Source organism: Desulfuromonas carbonis (assembly GCF_054658035.1).
This window is the reverse complement of sequence record NZ_BAAHXR010000003.1, coordinates 823,532-845,252: the sequence shown is the minus strand read 5'-3', so window position 1 is coordinate 845,252 and position 21,721 is coordinate 823,532. Positions and strand designations below refer to the sequence as shown.

Below are 21,721 nucleotides of genomic sequence, written 5' to 3'. Positions count from 1 at the left end.
GTCAGTCTCCGATTTCGGTGGAGCGGGGGATGCACAGCAGCTCGCCGCCGGGGCTGAGCAGGATCGCATCGACCCCGAGCGGGAACTCGCTGTTGACCAGGCGAAGAAGCGGCAGCTCGGCCGGATCGAGCCCGTGAATCGAAACCCGCAGCCGGTCCTTGATGCCCGGACCGGAGAGCAGCGGGGTGAGGCCGCCGGGCGCGAACGACTCGACCTGGTAGATGACCGTCGCACCCCGGTCGGGGTACTCGGGGGTTCCGCGCGACAGCCGCTCAAGCTGGCCGTAACTGCGCCCCTGGGGGGCGATAAAGAAACCGGCCGCTTCGACAGCGCATTCGGCCGCTCCCCAGCGCTGGCGGATCGCATCGCCGAGTTGCAGGTCCGGGGCGGCAAGGGAGAAACTCACCTCCGGATCGAGCAGGCAGTCGAGGAGGCTGAACAGGGGGGTGGCCTGCGGTGCGACCGGCAGCCGCTGCAGGGTTCCCGGCCGGCTGGTCGCTTGCAACAGGGCGCGAAAGACCGTGTGCTGGGTGATCTCTTCCTGGTGGAGCAGGGCCTGGCTGGTCATCTTTCAACTCCCCGGCATGAGGTCGAAGCGCACCTTGGTGCGGGCGACCAGTTCCGCCGCGTCCCGCTGCTGCTGCTCCAGCAGGTGCCGCTGCTCGGCTGCCAGCCGGTTCAGGCGCTGCCGCAGCAGCTGGTTGTCGCCGGCGATGATCACCTCGGCCACGGCCCGGGCAAGGGCGCGGCGCGGGTCGTCTCCCGGCACCATGCCGTAACCGTGCACTCCGCGGCAGCACACCTCGGCCTCGCTGACCAGCACCTCGCCGAGGTGGAAGTCGCAGTCGAAGGCGTCGCGGCAGGTCATCATCACCAGCCCGGAGCGCGGTGTGCGGATAATCTCGATCTCCTCGGTGGCGGCCAGTTCCAGCAGCAACCGGTCGATGGCGGCCGGTTCCATCTGCCCGACCAGGGTCGGGATGTCGTCAAGGTTCAGGCTCATACCCCCCCTCCCGATAATCGATGTAGAAGCTGATGCCGTGACGGCGAAAGCCGAGCGATTCGTAGAAGCGGTGCGCCGCCTTGCGGTTGCGGTTGCTGGAGAAGCTCATCTTGTAACACCCCTTGTCTAGACAAATCCGGTTGGCGAATTCCATCATCTGCTTGCCGATGCCGCGGCCGCGCAGCCGGGTGTCGACCACCACGTCCTCCAGCACCGCCGAGCGGGCGCCGAGGTGACCGAGGTTGTCCATCACCAGCAGAGCGAAGGTGCCGACCGGCTCGGCGTCCAGTTCGGCCAGGTAGAGCTGGTAGTCGGGATAGGAGCGCATGCGCCGGTAGATGTCTCGCGCCTGCTCCAGGGTCAGCACCCGGCCATCGTCTTCGCCGAGCTGGGCGTAGAGCCGCAGCACCGCCGGCAGGTCGGTCTCGTCGATTTCACGGAAAGTCAGGCTCATGGGTACCCCTTTACCTTTAAGTACATTTCTTTCGGATCACCGCACTCAGTCGGTCGACCAGGGCGACGGTGATGACGATAATGATCAGGATGGTGGTGACGTCCTGGTTTTCGTAGCTGCGCAGCTTGTCGTAGAGGTAGACGCCGATGCCGCCGGCGCCGGTGAAGCCGAGAATCGTCGCCGAGCGCACGTCCGACTCGAAGCGGTAGAGGGTCATCGAGACGAAGAACGGCTGAATCTGCGGGAAGACCGCGTAGCGGATCACCTTGACGAAGCCGGCGCCGGTGGCGGTGAGGGCGTCGATCGGCTCCTGGGCGACCGCCTCGATCCCCTCGGAGAAGAGCTTGATCAGCACGCCCGAGGTGTGGACGCCGAGCGCCAGGATCCCCGGCATCGGCCCGAGGCCGACCGCCGAGACGAAGAGCAGGGCCCAGACCAGTTCGTTGATCGAGCGCGACAGGTTGGCGAAGAAGCGCACCGCCGTATAGAGCGCCTGGCGCAGGATCTGCGACGGGAGGCGGCGCCCCGGGACGATGATCTTCAGAGTGTTGCGCGAGGCGAGAAGTGACAGCGGAAACGCGATCGCTACCGACAGCAGCAGGGCCAGGAACGCCATCTGCACCGTCTCCAACATCGAGGCGAGGTAGCGGCCGATGCGGTAGCTGCTGGCGTTGGGCGGGAAAAAACCGCTGTTCTCGATGCCGGGGTTGCCCTGGAGGTAGACCAGCATGTTCTGCCAGCCATCGAGTAGCGCCCGGAGGCTCATCTCGGTGGCATGCCAGCTCCAGCCGATGGTCACCAGAATCAGCACGGCGAGCACCAGGTTGAAGGGCTGGAACGGGTTGGTCCGGCGGCGGATCTCGTCCAGGCTCAAGGGGGTGACGGTCGACATGGCATAGCTCTCGTTCAGGTGTGACCGGCACGGACCGTGCGGTCCGTGCCGGTCGGGGCGGGTATTACTTCTTGGCCAGGCGCTTTTTGGCTTCGATCAGATCACGGATCGGGTCATAGTCGGCGTCGGCCACGTCGTCGTACTTGGAGAGCTTGAGTGCCGCCAGCCCCTGCTGGTCGTCGAAAGCGAGGAAGGCGTCCTTGAGTGCCTTCTTCAGCGACGCGGGGAGGTCCTTGCGGTAAGCCATCGGCGAGCCGGGGATCAGCTTCGAGGTCCAGATGATGTTGAAGTCCTGGTCCTTGTTCCAGAGCTTCCCTTCGCCGCGGACCATGTCGAGGTCGTTGGTCGAGGCGGCGTCGACCTTGCCCCCCTTGACGGCGAGCATCGACGCCTCGTGGCTGCCGGAGTAGATGACCTTGGAGAAGTACTCATCGGGGACAATCTTCATCTCCTGGGTGAAGAAGACCGTCGGCACCAGGGTCCCGCTGGTGGAGTTGGGGTCGGTGAAGGCCCAGACCTTCCCCTTGATGTCGGCCAGGCTGTTCAGGCCCGAGCCTTTCTTGGTGATGATCACCCCGTGATAGCCGTTGGTGCCGTCCAGGCCGACCTCGATGGCGAAGGCCTCTGCATTGGCACGGGCGGCGGCCTCACAGTAGGACTTGGGTCCGAAGTAGGCGAAATCGACGTGCTTGAACTGCATGCCGGTGATCACCCCGGCATAGTCGGTGCTGGTCTTGAACTCGATCGGCAAGCCGAGGCGCTTTTCCAGGTACTGGACCAGGATCTCGAAACGCTCGTTGGCGTTGCTCGACGACTCGGTCGGGATGACCCCGAAGGTCAGCTTGTCGGGCCAGTCGGCGTCCTTGGCCAGAACCAGGGTGGGGCAGAGCAGGGCTGCAGCGAGCAGCGCGGCGACTAGCAGCTTGATGCGTTTCATGGGTTTCTCCTTTGTTTGATGAATTTCATGGTGATTTTGACCATCAGGCTTGGGCCATGGCGGCCGCAGGGAGGTATTCCTTGATCCGCGGCATGTCGTGGGGGTGGTGCTGGGAGCCGCGGTAGATCTCGTCGATGGTCTGCCGGTCGAGTTCACTCGGCGGCCCGTCGAAAATGATCCGCCCGCCGTGCATGCCGATCACCCGGCTGCAGTACTCACGGGCGTAGTCAAGCTGGTGCAGGTTGGAGACCACAGTGATGCCGTAGCGTTGGTTGGCGCCGCGCAGGGTGTCCATCACCCGGCGGGCGCTGATCGGATCGAGGGAGGAGATCGGCTCGTCGGCAAGGATGATTTCCGGTTTCTGCGCCACTGCGCGGGCGATGGCGACCCGCTGGCGCTGGCCGCCGGAGAGCCGGTCGCAGCGTGACAGGGCTTCGTGTTCGATGCCGACCACCTTCATGTATTCGTAAATTTCCTCGTATTCCTCACGCCGGTAGAGCTTGATCAGGGCCGGCAGGAGCGCCTTGCGCTGGAGCATGCCACTGGCGATGTTGTCGAGGACGCTCATTCTGGCGACCAGGTTGTAGCTCTGAAAAATGACACCGATCCGGGCCCGCAGCTGCTTGAGAGCGGCGCTGGAGATGGTGGCGAGGTTTTCGCCGAGAACCGAGATCTGGCCGCCGAGGATCGCTGTGGTCCCGTTCAGACCCATCAGCAAGGTCGATTTGCCGACGCCGGAGGGGCCGATGATGCTGATGAATTCCCCCTTGTTGACATGGAAATCGACCTGTTTGACGACTTCCTTGCGGCCGTAACCAAGGATCAGCTGCTGGGTCTGGATCTGCATGGTGTCTCCTCTGCCAGGGAGTTCCGGAGGCAGGTTTGCCGGCCGGGACTCCCTGGTTGAAAATAGTTCACTTGCCGGCAAAATCGATGACGATGCTCCCCAGATCGCCGCGCATCCGGCTGACGCAATATTCGATCGGGCGCTGGTGCTGATCGGTGGCCAGACTGCGCGTGGTCAGCAGGGGGACGGAGCGGGGAATCTGCAGCAGGTCGCCCTCGCGCTTCTTCGCCAGGGTTACTTCGAAAATCGAGGACTTGCGGCTGGCATCGATTCCGTGCAGGTCCCGCAGCAGGGCGTACAGGGAGAAGCCTTCGCCAAGATAGTCGACCAATCCGGCGAAGGGGTCACCCGGCAGCCAGGAGAGAGCGAGGCTGAAGGGGATCCCGTTGACCGAGCGAAGAATTTCGAGAGCCAGGATGGGCGCACCCGGTTCCAGTTCCAGGCGGGCGGCCAGCCAGGGATCGGCCTGCTCCAGGCCGGCCCCGAGCAACCGCGCTCCAGGTAGCAGGCCGGCTTCCAGGATGGCGGAGCTGAAGCGGACCTTTTTGGAAACCTGGTACGGCACCTTGTCGCTGGCAACGAAAGTCCCTTTACCGCGGATGCTGTAGACGAGACCGTTGTCCTTGAGCTGGCGAAGGGCCTCCCGGGCGGTGTGACGGTTGACGCCGTAACGCAGACCCAGGTTGTGCTCGGTCGGCAGCTGATGACCGATCGGGTAACGGCCCGATTCGATCTCCTCCTCGATTCGGCGTGATATCTGGCGGTAACGTGCCAGGCCTGCAGACCTCTCGGCCATCTGCTTCTCCCTGTTTGTCTATACAAGCTGATGACAGTTTCCAACCGGCGAGTTTGGTCCGGGCAAGAATCAGGTGAAAAATTGGTTACAGCGGATTAGTGTTTGATTAGGAAAAAATCGAATTGTTAGGGGAAAATACCTTCTCGTCACAGATGCCGAATCCTGCCTCAGAGGCCGTCGCAGAGGGCTCGGCGGTTGGGTGAGAAGCGGATGGCGAGGATGCGCAGCACCATCAGGACCACCACCAGCGCCAGCAACATGGCGACCCGCGCCAGGTCGACCTCGTGGTACCAGAAGGCGAGCAGTTCGGTCAGCAGCGCCACCAGCACGGTGTCGATGATGTAGGTGACCTTGACCTTCCCTTCGACGAGGTAGGTCATGGCGGTGCGGAAAACCTCCATCATTGCCAGGACGCCAAGCACATCGATCAGCACTGCACGGTTACCAACCGGAGATGCCGGACCGGGGCCCAGGGCCAGCAGTGCCTGCTCGACGTCGATCAGGGCGCGGATAATGCCGGAGACGATACTGCCGAGTATCGCCAGGATCAGCAGACAGAGCAGAATGCGGCTGAGCTGTTCGAACCAGACCCCCGTCGCCTGGCGGTCGGGGAAATAGTGGGTGATCATAGGTGCCTCCCGGCGATCCGGTTCCAGACCGCGGGCTTCCGTTCACGGTGCCGGCGATTCCCCGCCGTCTCGGCAAGATGGCCGAGGATATCCTGAAGGACGGTGGAGAGGAGCCAACACTCGAGGAGCAGCCCCAGCGGGCCAAGGAGGAAGAAGAAGGCCAGACCGATCCGGGTCCAGGTTCCGAGGGCGAGGCGCCGGTCGATGATCAGGGCCGGCAGCAGGTGCAGCAGCACGGTAAACAGTGCGCAGAGCAACCACAGCTCAAGTATGTCCACACGGTCCTCTTCGAAGGGGAGGGGGAAGCGTTCTGATCGGGGGTGGCCGTTACCACTTAAGTAAAGCGGTTGTTGGTTCGGGCCAGGTTTTCACCAGGTAAGAGCTTTATGAAAAAAGCGACCCCACCTGAGCGGGGTCGCCATCGCATGCCAGGGAGGCGCAGTGAGCGCTGCGCCGGGCAAGAGGTCAGAAGACGTACTGGGCCTGAACGAAGAGTTCATCCTGGTCCTTGTCCTTGACCCCGTTCAGGTTGCTGCCGATGCGGTAGGTGGCCTGCAGCTTGATGTCCTGCTTTTCGAGGAACCAGTTGACACCGAAGGAGGTGCGGGTCCAGACCTCGGCGTAATTGTCGGCGTCCATCGCTTCATAACCGGCAACCAGTTCGATGGTCTTGGGTAGCACCATGTAGCCCCCTTCGAGGGCGTAGTTGCTGAGCTCGGTTTCACCATTTTTATAGATACCGCCGGTGAAGGTGCTGTCGCTGGTCTCTGCCTGGAAGAGGTTGTACTCGGCATCGACGGAGAGGCCGAAGCCGCGGAAGCCGGCGCTCACCTCAAAGCCGTTGACGTTGTCGACATCGGCCTTGCTGGTACTGGTCGAGAGCCCGGTGGTAGCATCGGTGTAACTATTGTTGTCATCGTCGTTGGCCCAGGTAAAGGCGGCCAGACTGATCGTGGTGCGGATCTCATCGCGTTTGAAGTCGCCCTGATCCATCTTCATGTAGCCGAGGGGGTGAAAGTCCACCCGGCCGCCGAAAATCCAGCCCTGGTTGAATCTCAGGTGGGTCGAATTCCCCGAAGCTTGCTTCGATGAAAGCGATCAATCTAAACTTTTGATACCCCGTAGCTTGCTGCGGGGAGATTCATGTCGGCGTTGGCATTGACCGGCGTGTCGAAGTCGAGCTTCTTGGCGTCGGGATCGATGTTGGCCTCGGCGCCGGCGAGGTGGAGTTCGAGCTTCTTGTCGAGGAGCTTGTAGTGGGCGAAGATACCGGCGTTCCGTTCCGGGGTGCCGAAGTTATGGTCGCCGACGAAGGTCCGCTCGACCAGCTGCTGCTTCTTCGATGAGGTCATGTCCTCGCGGGAGAAGGGGAACTGGGCGTTGCCGATGGTGATGCTCAGATCCTTGACCCCGCTGTAGCGCAGGTAGGCATCCTTGATCGCCACCTCGTTGTCGTTCTCGGCCTTGCCCAGGTCGAACTCGAACTTGCCGAGCCAGTTCTTGTGGATGCTCCCTTCGATATAGGGCCGCAGCCGGCGGAAGAAAATGGTGTCGGTCTTCTCGCCGCCGTCGGGGTCCGTCATGTGATACTGGAGCTGGATGCGGCCACCCAGTTCGACCCATTTTTCACCATCTTCGTAGCGAACTCCGGCCACCGCGGGGAAGGCGGTGGCGGCCAGCCCGACCAGGGCGATGGCGCCAATCAGAAACTGTTTCATGGTCGATCGGTTCATTTTTTTCCTCCTGTGTGATGGTTGATAGCCACGAATGAAATCTGGCCTCCGGGAGTGGCCACCCCCGGGACAGCCCTAGAAGACCGTCCCGGCATTAGCGTCGGGTTAAGAAAAGACGTGTATGCGGTTAAATTCCATATCGGGTAATGGGCGCGGAAGCTGGCGAGGGCAGAGGGAAGGCGGGCAGGGCCCACGGCGCAGTATGGAGGGAGGCCGAAACTAAAAATCCCCGTTTCCGACCAGGCGGCGGAACGGGGGGCAGGGGGGCGGCACGGCCGGGCGGGGCTACTTCTGGAAGAGATCGTGGCGGCTGGCGCCGCAATAGGTCGAGCGGCTGCTGCGCAGCAGCCGGGCGAGGTAGAGTGGGCAGCAGTCGTAATCATCGCTGCTGCAGCTGAGGCGGATCCGGCGGCGGTCCGGGATCAGGCCGGAGGCGGCGGCGCGGCAGCGGTTATTGCTGTCGCGATAGGGGCAGCCTGGGGTGGCGCTGTCGAGCAGGTCAAGGGCGTAGGGCATCGAATCGGCTCCTTTCTGTAAATTTGAGCACGAGAATGCCGGAGAAATGTCAGGATTGTGTTGGCGGCGGGTGAAGATCGGGTGTGGAGGCAACAGTCAGGCAACCTGCAACTCCAGGCGGCAGTTGAAGGCGGCGGCGAAGAGGTCCCCCTTGGTTTCACCACCGTAAAGCTCCACCGAAAGGTCGTCCCTCCCTTCCAGCCGCACCTGAAACGTCTTTCCCCGGAGTTGGCAGGAGAGGCCGGTGACGAGGCGGTTGCGGCGCCGGTCGAGGCCGTCGGCGAGCCGCAGGATGCCGCCGAGACGCATCACCAGCAGCCGGTCCTCGTCGCTCAGGCGGGAGAAATTGTCGTGTTTCTTCTTCGGCAGCGACTTGCGATGGTAGCGGGCGATGTTGGCGACGAGTTCGCGCTCGCGGGGAGAGAAGCCGAACAGGTCGGCGTGGCGGATCAGGTGGTAGGAGTGCTTGTGGTGCTGGTCGTAGCTGATGAAGTAGCCGACATCGTGGAGCAGGGCAGCCGCCTCGAGGAGCTGGGCGTCCCGCTCTTCCGTGCTCCAGAGGGGTGCAACCCCGGCCAGAAGGCGTTGCGCGAGCTGATTGACCTGCTGCGAATGGTCGGCGTCGAAGTGGCAGGCGCGGGCGAAGTCCTCCACCGACTGGCGCCAGTCCCGGCGCGCCGCCGGATGGGGCAGCAGGTCATGTTTCTCCAGCAACTGCAGGATCAATCCTTCGCGTATCCCTTTTTCGTTGATGCGCAGCAGGTTGGTCCGGTAGTGACGCATCAGTTCATCGACCACCAGCACCCCGGCCACGATGATGTCGGCCCGCTCCGGGTTGAGGCCGGGGACGGCCCGGCGGCTCTTCTGGTCCTTGCGCGCCAGCATCGCCAGCAGATGGACGACCTCGGATCTCAGCACTTCGTAGTGGTGCGACGAGTCGAACTGCTCCTTGCGCATCGCCATGACCATGCCGGCGATGTTGGTCATGGTGCCGCCGGAGCCGATCAGGTACTGGACCGGAACGGTGCCCCGGCTCAGGTGGCTGTGCAGGCTCTTGCGGACGTGGCGCCGCAGTCGATCCAGGTCGGCGTCACTCACCGGGTCGTGGGGGAGGAACTGCTCGGAGAGGACGACGGCGCCAAGTTCAAGGGAATGGAGCTCATCGACGTGGTCCCCGATCATTGCGACGATCTCGACGCTGCCGCCGCCGATATCGACCAGCAGGGTGCGGCCGCCGGCAAGGTCGAAGTTGTGACGGGCGCTGCGGGCGGCCAGGTAGGCCTCCTCCTCGCCGCTGATCAGACGCACCCCGACCCCGGTCGCTTCGGCCATCGCCGCCAGCAGCGCCGTGCCATTGGTCGCCTGGCGCACGGCACTGGTCGCCACCGCTTCGATGGCGGTGACGGCGAGACCGTCGATGATCTTTTTCATCCGCCGCAGCGCCGCGAGGGCCCTCTCCCAGGCCGCCGGCTGGATGGCACCGCTCGCTGCCAGCCCCTCACCGAGGCGCACGGTGGCCTTTTCGTCATCGAGGACGCGGAATTCTCCGTTGCCGTTGGTTTCGACGACGATGCAGCGGATCGAGTTGGTGCCAATATCGATGGCGGCGAGGCGTTCGGCCATGCGGGTCCATTCCTGGGGGAGCTGAAGGGGAGCGACGGCTGGCTGCTGACCGTTCCCCTTCAGTGTAACGGAAAAAGAGCGACGAGAGCTGCAGGAAATATCAGGCGAGGGCTTTCTTCAGGGTCTTGCGGGTCTTCTTCAGCCCCTTGGCGATCCGTTTCGGACTTGCCTCGCCGAGTTCGGACAGCTGCCGATCGCTCTTAACCAGGGCCTTGCTTTTCCGCTTCAACCGCCCCGGCAATCCGGCCACGATCTGTTCAAGGAGAGTGCCGACCTTGTCGATCTCCTTCTTCATGCGCGCCGCGGTCTTCTTTCCAGTCCCGCCGTCACCGCCCACTTCGAGCAGCGCGGCAAACTGGGCGACGACCTCCTGCAACCGGCCGGCGATTTCCTGGAGACGTGCCGCTTCCGCCTTTTTCCCCCCGGCGGCGGAATCGAGATTGGCCCGGGCCGCCGCGGCCTCGAGGATACCCGGGATCGAGCGCGGGTTGAGACCGCGGATGGCGCCCAGCGCCTCTTCCCCCGCCGCGGCGAGTTTGGCGTAATCGTCAATGCCGGTGGCCACCAGCTTCCGGGCGCTTGCTGCTCCGAGGCCTTTGAGCTGCATCAGGGATTTTACCGCGCTGCTCTCCATGAGATTCTCCTTTTTCGGTTAGCGATCAGCAATAAGAGATTCGCCCGCAGGGACCGGTGCGTTACAGCAGGTTGCGCTTTTTGCCGGCGCGGGCTTTCTTGCGGCGAAACCGCAGCGAGTCCTTCTGTTTTTTCTGGGTGAATTCGATCAGGCGCTGGTGGCTGCCGGCAGCCTGCTGGTCCGATTCGGGCTGGCGCTGGCGGTAGCTGCCGTCGGCCTGCATCTCCCAGGCGCTGACCGGGTCGCCGAGCTGGATCTCGAACATCTGCTCCAGTTCCCGCTGCAGTGCCGGGTCTTCCACCGGGACCATGACCTCGACGCGGTCCTCGAGGTTGCGGCGCATGGCGTCGGCCGAACCGATGAAATATTCCTCGGCACCGCCGTTGCGGAAGTAGTAGACCCGGGTGTGTTCGAGGAAGCGCCCCACGATGCTGACCACCCGGATCGTCTCCGAGACTCCCTTGACTCCGGGGCGCAGCCGGCAACTGTCGCGTACGATCAGGTCAATTAACACCCCGGCGCGGGCGGCGCGGTAGAGGGCGCGGATGATCTCGACATCGTCGAGGGCGTTCATCTTGAAGCGTAGCAGTCCCGGCGACTCCTTGCTGTGCAGTGCCGTCTCCCGCTCAATCCGGCTGAGCAGGGCTTTTTTCAGCAGCTTGGGGGCGGGCAGAAGTTTGTGATAAGGGCGCTTGGGGGTATAGCCGGTCGTCAGGTAGTTGAAGAGCTCGGTGGCGTCCTCGCCGATCAGGGGGTCACTGGTCAGAAGGCCGTAGTCGCAGTAGAGCCGGGCGGTGCCGGGGTGGTAATTGCCGGTTCCGATGTGGACGTAACGCCGGAGGCCGCTGAAGTCCTGGCGCACCACCAGGATAACCTTGCAATGAGTTTTCAGGCCGACCACCCCGTAGGTGACGTGAATGCCGACCTCCTCCATGCGGCTCGCCAGGCGGATGTTGGCCGCCTCGTCGAAACGGGCTTTGAGTTCCACCACCACCGCCACCTGTTTGCCGCCGCGGGCCGCGGCGATCAGGTGGTCGATGATACGGCTCTGGCTCGAGGTGCGGTAAAGGGTCATCTTGATCGCCCGCACCTTGGGATCATTCCCCGCTTCCTGGAGGAAACGCTCCACCGAAGAGGAGAAGGACTCGTAGGGGTGATGCAGAAGAATCGAACCGGCGTCGCGGACGATGTGAAAGATGTTGCGCTCGGTCTGCAGCCGGGGATGGTCGAGAGGAATATGGGGCGGATAGCGCAGCTCCGGCCGGTCGAGGCCGGCGAGCTCGAGCAGGTCACGCATCGCCAGCATGCCGCCGACCTCGAAGACGTCAGCCGATTCGTCGAGGGCGAGCTCGGCTGCGAGCATGCCGCGGTGCACCGGGTCCATACCGTTCTTCACCTCGAGGCGGACGATGGGGGCGAACTTGCGGTGCTGCAGCTCGGTCTCGATCATCGCCAGCAGGTCGTCGGCATGTTCCTCGTTGCGCTCGGTGTTGGCATTGCGGGTGACCCGAAAGAGCTCGCATCCCAACACTTCCATCTCCGGGAAAAGCATGTCGAGGTTGTTGCACATCACCTCTTCGAGGGGGATGTAGCGTTCCTTTTCGCCGACCTGCAAAAAGCGCGGCGCGCCGGCGCCGACCGGCACCTTGACCCGGGCCAGGGAGATTTCGGCGGCCTGGGGGGCACGCAGGGTGACAAGGAGGTTGAGGGAAAGGTTGGAGACGAAGGGGAAGGGGTGGGCCGGGTCCATCGCCTGGGGGGTGACCAGGGGGTAGATGTTACGGAAGAAGTGTTCGCGCACCAGCTTCCGTTCGCGGGCGCTCAGCTCCTGGTAGGAGACCAACGCGATCCCCTGCGCCGCGAGGAGCCGGGTCAGCTCGGGCAGGAGCTCTTCCTTCTGCCCCTCAATCTCCCGCACTCGCCCGTAACATTCGACGATCTGCTGCTTCGGGGAGCGGCCGTCCATGGTCAGGCTCTGCAGCCGGGCACCGATCTGCTGCTTGAGGCCGCCGATCCGTTTCATGAAGAATTCGTCAAGGTTGGAGCTGACGATGGCGGCGAACTTGATCCGCTCCAGCAGTGGTACCCGCTCATCGCGGACCTGGTGAAGGACCCGGCGGTTGAATTCGAGCCAGGAGAGTTCGCGGTTCAGGTAGAGCTCCGGCGTCAGCAGATCCTGCTGCTCGCGCCGGGGCGAGGTTTTCCGGACTGGGGGGTGGGCGCCCTTCATGGTGGCTTCCTCGGCGGTTAGCGCCGGGGGCGCAATTTCGCTCTGCGGTTCCGGCACTGTGGGTGGGGAATCAGGGTGCATGGGGGGCCCCGGGCTGGCGGTTGGCAGTTAGATCCATACCCTCGTGGCACCACGGCCCCGAAGGAAACTTTACCTGAAATAGCAGGGGGATGTTAGAAATCGGTTAAAAATGGGGGGCCAGTGGAAATTATTTGGCGCCGCCGCCGGGATTGTGCGGGTTGCCACGGGTCAACTGTTGGCGGCCGGCGAGGCCTGTGCCGGAGGATTCCTACGGCGGGTCCCGTCTTCGCCTCGCTCGCGGGGGTGCGGGTTTTTCTCGGCGGGCTTGCCATGGTCGGCCGGGCCTTCCGGGCGCTGGGCAGAACGCTGCCCCCCGCCGTCGGTACCGAGGAGTTCCTGGCTGGGAGAGCCCGGAAAAAGCTCGGTGCCGGGGGAACGTTCGCCGATCCGGAAGCTCCCCATTTGGGTGTTGAGGATACCGATCTGTACCTTCTGGTTGGCGACTGCCCCGGCGAGGACCGCCGACGCGGCGAGATTCGCCTCCGCCGAGTGGTGAATCTCCTCCACCGCCCGGCCGATCTGCTGGCTGCCGCGGGTCTGCTCCTCACAGGCATGACCGATCTGGCGGATCATGCCGTCAACCTCCTCGATGGCCGCGGCAAGGACCTTGCTGCCGTTGCTCTGCTCGCGGGCCAAGTTTTTGACCTGCAGGGCGTAACTGCGAAGGCGCTCGACCGCCGTGGTAATGGTGCGGGCCGCCTTGCTCTGTTCGCCGGTGGCGAGGACGGTGTGGTCGACCATCTGCGAAACTTTTTCCATGGCGGCACCGATTACCCTGGAGCTCTCCGCCTGTTCGCCGGTGGCGCGGCCGATTCGTTCCATGCGGTGGTCAATCTCGTGAATCCCTGCGACGATCTTGGTTAGCGCCGCGCCCGAAGCGAGAGCGAGTTCTTCCCCCTCGACCACGCGGCGTTCGGTACGCTGCACCGCGGCCACCACCTTTTCGGTCTCCTGCTGCAGGCTGTCGATAACCAGGGCGATTTCGCCGGTCGACTGGTTGGCCCGGTCGGAGAGCTCGCGGATCTCTTCCGCGACCACGGCGAAGCCCTGGCCATGAACCCCGGCCTGGGCGGCGATGATGGCGGCGTTGAGGGCGAGCAGGCGGGTCTGGTCGGTGACATCGTCGATCATGCAGAGAATCTTGCCGATCTCCTGGACCCTGGCGGAGAGGTTGCTGATCGCCGTGGCGGTTACCTGGGAGGCCTGGCGAATCTCGTGGCTGCCGGCGATGGCCGTGGCCATCGCCGCTTGTCCCGCCTCGACGTCACGACGCACTCCGGCGCTGACCTGGGCGGTTTCCGAAACCGCGCTCTCGACCTCGCCGAGGGCCGTGTCCAGCTCTGTTACCGATGCGACGGTGGCGTCGGCCGATTTCTTGAGGACGAGGGAGTTGTCCGCCACCTGCTGGATCGAGCTGGCGACTTCAGTGATCGAGGAGCCGACTTCGTCGGCGATCCGCGCCAGGTTTTCGGCGCTGCCGGCGAGCTCCTCACTGGTCGCGGCCATTTCCAGGACCGAGGCGGTGCCGTTGGACGAGGCGCCCGACAGCACCGTCACCCCTTCGTTTACCTGTCGCACCGACGCCGCAATCTCCTGCACCGCCGTGCGGGTCGAAAGAACTCCTAGGGACTGGGCGTTGGCCGCCTCGGTCACCTGGTGACAGGCGCCGTCGATCTGGCTGCCGACCGCAGCCAGCTCAACGGCGACGGTATGGACACCCCGGACCCGCTCCTCGAGATCCGCGGCGAAGGTATCCATCGCCCGGCTCATGGCACTGATTTCGTCTTTTCCGGCGAGTTCCAGACGTACATCGAGGTGCCCCTGTTCGAGTTCACCCAGCACCTGTACCGTGCTGCGCAGCCGTCGGGTCATGTGGCGGGCCAGCAGGATGCCGCCGCCCAGGCCGCAGAGGATGCCGACCACGGTAGCGATCAGGGCGATCGTCTGGCTGCGGTTGCCGGTCGCGGTTGCCTGGTCGCTGTCCGTGATGGCTTGGGCCGAAACTTCGGTGGTAGTCGCTTTGAGGGCGGCGACGCTGGCATCGAAGGCGCGGGCGACATCGCCGAAGACGTAGTTGATGGCAACATCGAAATTGGTCAGGCGCTCATCGACATAACTGCGGGTCGATTCGACCGCCGCCTGAAAGTCACCTAGGGCCGGCGCCCCGTCCCGGGCCAGCAGTGCGCGCGCCTCCCTGGCCCGGCCGCGCGTGAGCAGGTCGGCGATGGTGTCACTTGCCTCGTGCAGCCGTTGGTGGGGAGCACGCAAGCCGGCGAGCAGTTCCTGCAGGCCGGGGTCGTCGCTCTGGTAGGTCGGCAGCCAGCGGCCGAGGCCGCAGGCGAGGGGGCTGGTCTCTTCCCGGAACGGTTTGCCGTCGCCGACCGCCCGGCGTAGCTCGTCGAACCACTGGCGATGGTCGAGGAGATGGCCGGCGAGGATGCCCGGCAGCAGTTCGACGTTGACGATGCGGTTGGCGGCGACCAGATCGATCATACGCCGGTGCTTGGGTGCCCAGCTGTCGAGGGCGGTTTCGGTTTCGCTCCAGAGTTCCGCCTGGCGCGGCGTCATCGGCAGCGCTGCAAAGGCCGCGCGGCCTGAAGCGAGGCGGCTGCTGGCCTCCCCGAGGCTGACGAGGATCTGTTCACGGCGTTCCGGCTCGAGCCTCGAGTTGACCAGGGCGAACTCGTCAACGCGGATGGTGTTGAGGGTTTCGACCATCTGGTCGATGGCGTGAATCTGCGGGGTGCGGATCCGGATCACCATGTCGAGGCCGGCCCGGGTGGCATCGAGGCCGAACCAGCCGAGGCCGCCGATGGCGAGGGTGATGAGCATGGCGACCAGGGTCGCACCGAGGAGCTTGCCGAAGATTTGCATGAGCAGACAGCCTTCCTGTCCGGGGAATCCGGTACCTTGGAGGGGAAGCCTGCCGGGGAAATGTTGGCGCTGGATTAACGGCCGGCTACGGATTGGTTAGCGGGGGACGCGGTGGCTGGAGGAAGGTTTGTCAGGGAAGAGGCGTTCGATCCGGGAGCGGTTTTTGACCCCGGTGTGAAGGGCGAAGCGGACCAGGAAGAGCTCCCGGGTCGCTAGGCGCCGGCGCTCGAGGCGTTCGAGCAGGCGTCCCGTGGCAAGGAGGGTGGCGACGGTCGCCTGGCCGGCGGGTAGGTTTCGGGCCAGTTCCTCCAGGGCAGCCGCCTGAAAGGCGCAGTCGTGGTCGGCGCCGAGGACCTCCTGCAGACCTTTCAGGGTTTGGATCAGTTTTTCGAACGGTTTGCGCGGCGGGATAGGACGCAGCGATTCGAGGAGGTAACGGAGCTTCTTGCAGGTGATGCGCAGTCGGTGGAAGGCCTCGGCCGGTGACCCGACATCAAGCCCCTTCCCCTGGCGCAGGCTGCGCACGTAGAGCTTGCGGATGCGTCGACTGGCCAACTCCTTCGCCGACTCACGGTCTGGGACTGCGGCTGCCCCTGCCGGCGGCTCCGCCGCCAGGAAAGTCTGCCAGTGATCCAAAAGCTGCTGGCAGCGGCGGCTTTCGAGCACCTGCTGCAGCTGGAAATCGGCCGCACGGTGCCGGGCGTCGAGGAGTTCGAGCAGCGGCTGCAGGTCGCTCCGGGTGGCTGCGGCTAAATCAGTGAGGTCGGCGGCGAGGCGGAGCTGAAACACTTCCAGATCGCGGGCCGGCCCGGTCTGCGCTCCCAGCCAACGGAATTCCTTCCGCAAGTGCGCCCCCTCGGCGGTGGGGAGGAGGTGGCCAAAGGCGCCCAGCAGAGCCCGGGTGCGGCGCAGGGCGACGCGAAAGTCATGGAGGGATTCGGGCCTTCGGCCGGCGAGAAGTTCCGTCCGCTGGCCGTTCAGGGTTTCGAGCAACTGTCCCAGCAGCCGCCACAGCTCCGGCCCGTGGCCCGGATCTTTTCCCCCCTGCGTCATCACTGTCGTTCCCCTGGCGTGACCGGATCCTGTTCCGCCGCGTGGTAGCGTTGCCGGATCTCCTCGAGATCGACGCTCGGCGGCGGGTAGGCCATCTTCATCGCTTCGAGGGTTTCGATGAGAATCCGGGTGACGGCGAGGTTGCGAAACCACTTGTGATTGGCGGGGATGACGAACCAGGGGGCCGTCGCGGTGCTGGTCTTCGCCAGCGCCTCGGCGTAGGCCTGCTGGTAGTCGGGCCAGAGTTCCCGCTCGCTGTAGTCGGCGAGGCTGATCTTCCAGTGGCGCCCCGGGTCGTCGAGACGCTGCTTGAAGCGCCGCAGTTGCTCTTCGGGGCTGATGTGGAGAAAGAACTTGAGGATCTGCGTACCGGCGGCCGTCAGATTCTCTTCGAAGGCGACGATCTGCCGGTAGCGCTGCGACCAGACCTTTTTCGGCACCAGCTGGTGGACCCGGGTGACCAGGACGTCCTCGTAGTGGGAGCGGTTGAAGATGGCGATCTCCCCTCTGGCCGGCACCTGGCGATGGATGCGCCAGAGAAAATCGTGGGCGGCCTCTTCCGGCGTGGGGACCTTGAAGCTGTGCACCCGGGTCCCCTGGGGGTTGAGGGGGCCGATCACGTGGCGGATGGTGCCGTCCTTGCCGCCGGCGTCCATCGCCTGCAGGCAGATCAGCAGCGAGCGGCGATTCTCGGCATAGAGGAGTGCCTGTAGCTGCTGCAGGTGCGGCAGCAGTTGGGCAATCTCGGCGTTGGCAGATTGCTTGTCGTGGTGGCCGTCGGTGGTGTCGGGATCGAAGCGCTTGAGGTCGACCTTTTCCCCTTCCCCGATGCGAAAACGCTGGCGGTAATTCATGGAGTTTCTCCCTTCGGGCTGAGTTCGGGCGACTCTGGTGCGATCACACTTCAACTCTAGCAGGGAGCCGGTTCGCTGCCAGCGGGTGAGTCAATCCTTGGTATCGAGGGGCGAGTCGGTGAAATCCCCCTTGTAGGTCCGCCAGCGAAAGGCGGCCTTCCCTTTGTCATCAATCTCCAGGGCGACCAGGTCCCCCTTCTTCAGGGTGAAATGGACCTTGATGCCGAGCAGCGAGGTGACCAGCAGACTCAGGTCGGGTTCGTGGCCGACCAGGACCAACTCCTTGATCGCCTCGTGCTGGCTGAGCAGCCGGCGCAGCTGGCTGCGACCGAAGCCGGGGGCGAGCAGCGGTTCCACCAGCAGCGGACCGGTAAAGCCGAAGGTGCAGGCGAGAATTTCGGCGGTCTGTACCGAGCGGATCAGTGGGCTGGTCAGGATCAGATCCGGCTTCATCCCCCCCTCGCGGAAGTGGAGTGAGTTCAGGTTGAAGGTTTCCCGTCCTTCGCTGGTGAGGTAGCGCTGTTCTTCGGGAATCCCCCCCTGGCGGGGGATCGCCTTGGCATGGCGCAAGAGGTAGAGAATCATGGCGTAGCTCCCTGGTCCGGGGTGGGGGGAAATGCCTGCAAAAGCGGGTGAGCTTTTATCTTCTAGCCGAAGATTGTTAGCGCAGGATAAAGGCGGGTGTTTTTTTCGCAGGGACCGGCGTGCTTGAGACCTTCGAGACCAAAAACTTCCAGGGTCTCGGGCTGCGGGAATCGTACCTGGCCTTTTTCCCGCCGCTGTGACCTCTCTTACTTAATACCCACCCAGCGGTAGAAAGCGGCGTCAGTTGCCGGCCGGCCGAGAAAATCGGTGATCAGTTCGGAGGGATCCCGGCTCGCCCCGGACTCCAGGATGGCCTGGCGATAACGCCGGCCGACCTGCGGGTCGGCAAAGCCAGTCTGCTGGAACTCCGAGAGAAGGTCCCAGGCATAGACCTCGCCCCACAGGTAGCCGTAATAGCCGGCATCGTAGCCGCCCATCAGATGTCCGAACCCCGCCAGGTAGAGGTTTCCCGCGGGCAGGTCGATGCCGAGCAACTCCCGGTGCAGAGCATTGCAGGTCGCGGTTGGGTCGAGGGGCGTCGCGGCGGTGTGGAGAGTCATGTCCACCTCGCTCTGCCAGATCTGGCGCGTGTAATTGTACCCGAGGTTGAAGCTGGCGCTGGCGAGCGCGGCATCCAGCAGCGGATCGGGGATCTTTCGGTTCTGGTCAAGGTAATGACCGGAAATCCGCCGGAGGAGTTCCCGGTCGCGAGCAAAGAACTGCAGCAGCTGCGAGGGGATTTCGATGTAATCCATTGGGCTGTGATAGCCGCTCAGCGAGGTGTAGGGGGCCTTGCTGAGGGTCAGCTGCAAGACATGGCCGAACTCGTGAAAGAGGGTCTCCACATCGAAGGGGGTCAGCAAGGGGGGCTCGCCATTGGCGCCGCGGATGAAATTGCCGATCAACAGGGTCACCGGTTTCTGCAAACGGCCGTCGTCCAGCAGGCGTCCATCGCGCAACACCCCGGTGGCGAACCAGTCGTACTTGCCGTCGCGCGGGTAGAGGTCGAGGTAGACGTAGCCGAGCAGGGCGTCGCTCCGATCGTCGCGCAGGGCATAGAGTTGCACCGAGGGGTCCCAGACTACGGCCCCCTCGACCGCTGCGAGCCGGATGCCGAAAAGTTCCCGGCACAGATCGAGCAGGCCGGCAAACACCCCGTCCAGGGAGAAATATTCCTTGGTGGCCGCCTCATCGTAGCTGTACTGCTGCGCCTGGACTTTTTGGGCGTAATAGGGGATGTCCCAGGAGTCCAGCTGGCCGGCGCCGGGGTCCGCGCCCTGTTTCGCGGCCAGCATCGCCTGCATGTCCGTCGCGAAGCGGGGTGCAAGCTCGCCAGCAATCCGGTTCAGCAACGCCATGGCTGCTGCCGAAGTCCTCGCCATGCGGCCGTCGGTCTGATAATCCCCCCAGTTGGTGTAACCGAGCAGCCTGGCACTCTGCTGCCGCGCCGCGATCGCCGCGCTGAGCAGGTCGATGTTGGCCTGGCCGCCGATCTGACTGTAGGCGAGCATCATCCGCCGGCGGGTCTCCGGATCATGGGCATACTTCACGACCAGATCAAAATTCTGATACTCGGTGGTGACCAGGTAATCACCGCTGGTTGTGGTCGGGAGGCGGGCGAGGTCTGCCGGCGGCACGCCTAGCAGTTCCTGGGAGGTGAACTGCAGGGTGGTCTGATCGTTGGCGATATTCTGCTGGAACTGACTCTCCTTGCTGTCAATGGTCGCCAGCGCCGCGACCAGTTCCCCCTGTTGCGCCGCGTCCAGTCCAAGCCCCCCTTTGGTGAAACGCTGCCGGTGGTAAGCGAGCAGCTGCCGCTCGTTCTCATCTGCCGGAACGGTCTGGCTGATGGCCTGGAAGAGGTCGTTGCGGGTATAGACAGAGGCGAGAAAACTCTCGTAGGTGTCGCGGGCGGCAAAACTTTCCTGGCGGACGGCGGCGTCCGTGGCCACATCGCCCATGGAGGTCAGGACCAGCATCCGGCCATCCAGCGCGCCGAGAATGGCCTCGAACCGGAGCAGGGCGCCGCCGCTGCGGCTGGCAACGACAAGCCGGCTCAGGGCGTCCAGTTCTGCCGCCGCCTGGTCCATGGCGGCAGCTGCGGCGGAGGTGATCTCCCCCGGCTGGTAGACGACCTGTAGTGGTTCCCGGCTCGCCGTTTCCTGCCTGCTGCCGTTCTCCCCACAGCCGCCGAGGGTGAGCAACAGCAGAACTACGATTCCCGCCAGGTGCCGCCGTTGCATCATTGTTTCTCCTTATGTCCGCCCACTGGAGCAACCCGCGCTGCATTCGGGAGGGGCCCGTAACACCTGGCAGTTTGTCGGACTATCTTAAAGTCGGCTGCAAGTCCGGCTCCAAATCTCTGGATTTTCGCTGCTATCCGCATCGGCGGACCGGCTTCTAGCGTCCCAACTCCACCTGCATTTCGGCCGGGTACTCGATGGTGTAGCCGTAGTGGATGGTCTGCTGCGCCCCGGGCTGCAGTTCGAGTTCCCAGGTGGCCGGGCCGTCTTCCTGCGACCCGTTTGCGGTCGAGGTCGCCGTCAGTTTTATCCGTTTGTCCTCGACCTGGGGAGGGCTGTCTTCGACCCTCACCCTGACCGCGATCGGCTTGTTGTTGGTGACCGCGACCGCCCACTGCCAGGTCTGGGATTTGGTCCGGCTGAAGACGCCCCCTTCGTCGGCTTCCCGCGTCGGCGTGACCTTGACCTGAATCTGCGGATCGTTGCCGAAAGGGAGATCGAGCTTCTTCGCCAGCAGCGCGAACTCCCGGTGGCCGACGAAGACCCCTTCGACCAGGATGCTGGCCGGCCCCGACGGCATCGGGAGCAGGGTGTCGAATTCGAGTTTGGCCGAGAGAAAGGCCTGCGGCGACTCGAAGGGGCGCACCAGGTAGGCGAACTGCGCCGGCCAGACCCCGTCGCGGATCTTCAGTTGATAGCTTGCGCCGGCCAGCAGCGTCTGCTGGCCCAAATCGTAGATATCGAAGAGGGTTCCCGCCTGCCGGACGGGGGCGGGGGCGGCAGCGGCAAAATCCTGGGCCAGCGACTCGGGCATGGCTGCTTTGCTCATGAGACGCGGCGCCGGCAGCGGATAATCGTTCGCCGGTCGAATGAACCAGAGTTGGAGGGCGGGGGGCGTCAGGGTGACCACCGGTTCGGCCGTGGCCAGCAGCAGGCGGACATCCTTCCAGTCGACGGCGGTGCTTTGCCTGACCTGCGCGCGCCAGTCCCACTCTATCTGCCTGGCCCCGGGGCGGGCATCGAGGGTGTAAAGGGGTTGCCAGTCGGCATTCCGGACCCGGTAGGAATAACGCAGCACCTCGGTCGTCCCGGCTCCGGCGAGGGTGAGGTGGACCGACCAGCTGCGGTGTTGCCGGCTGGTGGCGTCGGCAAGTTTTTGTTCAAGTTCGTGCAGGTCTTTCTCGATCTTCTTCTTTTCCTTCTCCAGGCGCGAACGGTCCTGGTAGAGCTTTTCGCTGTTGGCGAGGAGCAGGTCGGCCAGTTTCTGCACCTCGCCGGCGGTCTGGAATTGTTCTCCGAGGGGCGCGTGCCACAACTCCAGGGCCCTGAGCCTGGCCTGGAGGGTATCTTCAACCGCCTGCAAGCGCTCCTGCGTCGCCGCGATCGCGTCCCGCAGCGCCTGGTAATCCCCTGCCGGCGCCAGGGTCGATTCGTAGCGCAGGGCGCTGATGGCCGCTTTGCCGCCGACGGTGGCGAGCTGCAGCGATTCGGGGTCGGCGGCTTCCGGCAGGGTCAGGGTCACCGCGCCGGCAACCACGGCTGCACTCCTTTGTTCTGTAATGGTGGCCCCCTCCGGATAGACCAGCACTTCGACCGGCCGGGCCAGCAGCGACGTGGGGCAGACCAGCAACAGGATCAGACCGATAAGGCAAAGCGGGTTCATCCATTCCTCCTGGGGCGATGCGGGGCAGTTCGTCGGGTGAAGAGCGATGGTGCGCCCTTCACAATACAACAAAC

21 protein-coding genes are annotated in these 21,721 nt (G+C 64.2%); all 21 read right to left on the bottom strand.

Translation table 11 applies throughout. The features are described from left to right. Position 1 precedes the first annotated feature (1 nt). Positions 2–568 carry a phosphonate C-P lyase system protein PhnH gene (gene phnH / locus ACYQ8E_RS10835; RefSeq protein WP_066729081.1) on the bottom strand — a complete coding sequence of 189 codons (567 nt, stop codon included), beginning with the start codon at positions 566–568 and terminating at the stop codon, positions 2–4. Between the two features lie 3 nt (positions 569–571). Further along, entirely contained in the window at positions 572–1,003 is a 432-nt protein-coding gene (locus ACYQ8E_RS10830) for a phosphonate C-P lyase system protein PhnG (RefSeq protein WP_066729079.1), read from the bottom strand. Next, positions 987–1,457 (bottom strand): GNAT family N-acetyltransferase, encoded by a 471-nt coding sequence (locus ACYQ8E_RS10825; RefSeq protein WP_066729077.1) that lies wholly within the window; start codon positions 1,455–1,457, stop codon positions 987–989. Before ACYQ8E_RS10825 ends, ACYQ8E_RS10830 begins: the two co-directional genes overlap by 17 nt. A 16-nt stretch (positions 1,458–1,473) precedes the next feature. Next, a complete protein-coding gene (gene phnE, locus ACYQ8E_RS10820; RefSeq protein WP_082820409.1) occupies positions 1,474–2,349 on the bottom strand; it encodes a phosphonate ABC transporter, permease protein PhnE in 876 nt (291 codons plus the stop codon). A gap of 64 nt (positions 2,350–2,413) precedes the next feature. Next, a complete protein-coding gene (gene phnD / locus ACYQ8E_RS10815) occupies positions 2,414–3,286 on the bottom strand; it encodes a phosphonate ABC transporter substrate-binding protein (protein WP_066729075.1) in 873 nt (290 codons plus the stop codon). 43 nt (positions 3,287–3,329) lie between these two features. Then, positions 3,330–4,133 (bottom strand): phosphonate ABC transporter ATP-binding protein, encoded by an 804-nt coding sequence (gene phnC, locus ACYQ8E_RS10810; RefSeq protein WP_459860960.1) that lies wholly within the window; start codon positions 4,131–4,133, stop codon positions 3,330–3,332. Between the two features lie 67 nt (positions 4,134–4,200). Beyond that, on the bottom strand, positions 4,201–4,929 hold the full coding sequence (gene phnF, locus ACYQ8E_RS10805; RefSeq protein ID WP_066729071.1) for a phosphonate metabolism transcriptional regulator PhnF: 729 nt from the start codon (positions 4,927–4,929) through the stop codon (positions 4,201–4,203). A gap of 167 nt (positions 4,930–5,096) precedes the next feature. Beyond that, complete coding sequence (locus tag ACYQ8E_RS10800; RefSeq protein WP_066729069.1) at positions 5,097–5,558, bottom strand: phosphate-starvation-inducible PsiE family protein; 462 nt, start codon at positions 5,556–5,558, stop codon at positions 5,097–5,099. After that, the gene (locus tag ACYQ8E_RS10795; RefSeq protein WP_066729067.1) at positions 5,555–5,836 is read right to left on the bottom strand and encodes a hypothetical protein; all 282 of its coding nucleotides are present in this window, start codon (positions 5,834–5,836) and stop codon (positions 5,555–5,557) included. Before ACYQ8E_RS10795 ends, ACYQ8E_RS10800 begins: the two co-directional genes overlap by 4 nt. Positions 5,837–6,023: 187 nt before the next feature. Next, positions 6,024–6,581, bottom strand: coding sequence for a hypothetical protein (locus tag ACYQ8E_RS10790; RefSeq protein ID WP_459860957.1), 558 nt, complete (start codon positions 6,579–6,581; stop codon positions 6,024–6,026). 80 nt (positions 6,582–6,661) lie between these two features. Continuing rightward, entirely contained in the window at positions 6,662–7,291 is a 630-nt protein-coding gene (locus tag ACYQ8E_RS10785) for a porin (protein ID WP_459860955.1), read from the bottom strand. Positions 7,292–7,576: 285 nt separating this feature from the next. After that, positions 7,577–7,807, bottom strand: coding sequence for a hypothetical protein (locus tag ACYQ8E_RS10780; protein ID WP_066729063.1), 231 nt, complete (start codon positions 7,805–7,807; stop codon positions 7,577–7,579). A 96-nt stretch (positions 7,808–7,903) separates the two neighbouring features. Beyond that, positions 7,904–9,430: a Ppx/GppA phosphatase family protein gene (locus ACYQ8E_RS10775; RefSeq protein ID WP_066729061.1), complete on the bottom strand. Its 1,527-nt coding sequence runs from the start codon at positions 9,428–9,430 to the stop codon at positions 7,904–7,906. A gap of 100 nt (positions 9,431–9,530) precedes the next feature. Continuing rightward, positions 9,531–10,064, bottom strand: coding sequence for a helix-hairpin-helix domain-containing protein (locus tag ACYQ8E_RS10770; protein ID WP_066729060.1), 534 nt, complete (start codon positions 10,062–10,064; stop codon positions 9,531–9,533). 61 nt (positions 10,065–10,125) lie between these two features. Further along, the gene (ppk1, locus tag ACYQ8E_RS10765; RefSeq protein WP_066729058.1) at positions 10,126–12,294 is read right to left on the bottom strand and encodes a polyphosphate kinase 1; all 2,169 of its coding nucleotides are present in this window, start codon (positions 12,292–12,294) and stop codon (positions 10,126–10,128) included. A 249-nt stretch (positions 12,295–12,543) separates the two neighbouring features. Further along, positions 12,544–15,249: a methyl-accepting chemotaxis protein gene (locus ACYQ8E_RS10760; RefSeq protein WP_066729057.1), complete on the bottom strand. Its 2,706-nt coding sequence runs from the start codon at positions 15,247–15,249 to the stop codon at positions 12,544–12,546. 96 nt (positions 15,250–15,345) lie between these two features. Further along, complete coding sequence (locus ACYQ8E_RS10755) at positions 15,346–16,302, bottom strand: CHAD domain-containing protein (protein ID WP_066729055.1); 957 nt, start codon at positions 16,300–16,302, stop codon at positions 15,346–15,348. Continuing rightward, entirely contained in the window at positions 16,302–17,156 is an 855-nt protein-coding gene (locus ACYQ8E_RS10750) for a polyphosphate kinase 2 family protein (protein ID WP_066729054.1), read from the bottom strand. The genes ACYQ8E_RS10755 and ACYQ8E_RS10750 overlap by 1 nt, the downstream gene beginning before the upstream one ends. A 90-nt stretch (positions 17,157–17,246) precedes the next feature. Continuing rightward, positions 17,247–17,741: a SixA phosphatase family protein gene (locus tag ACYQ8E_RS10745; RefSeq protein WP_066729053.1), complete on the bottom strand. Its 495-nt coding sequence runs from the start codon at positions 17,739–17,741 to the stop codon at positions 17,247–17,249. A gap of 206 nt (positions 17,742–17,947) precedes the next feature. Then, positions 17,948–19,987, bottom strand: coding sequence for a M3 family metallopeptidase (locus tag ACYQ8E_RS10740; protein WP_066729049.1), 2,040 nt, complete (start codon positions 19,985–19,987; stop codon positions 17,948–17,950). Positions 19,988–20,141: 154 nt separating this feature from the next. Further along, complete coding sequence (locus ACYQ8E_RS10735; RefSeq protein ID WP_066729048.1) at positions 20,142–21,647, bottom strand: DUF4139 domain-containing protein; 1,506 nt, start codon at positions 21,645–21,647, stop codon at positions 20,142–20,144. Positions 21,648–21,721: the final 74 nt, after the last annotated feature.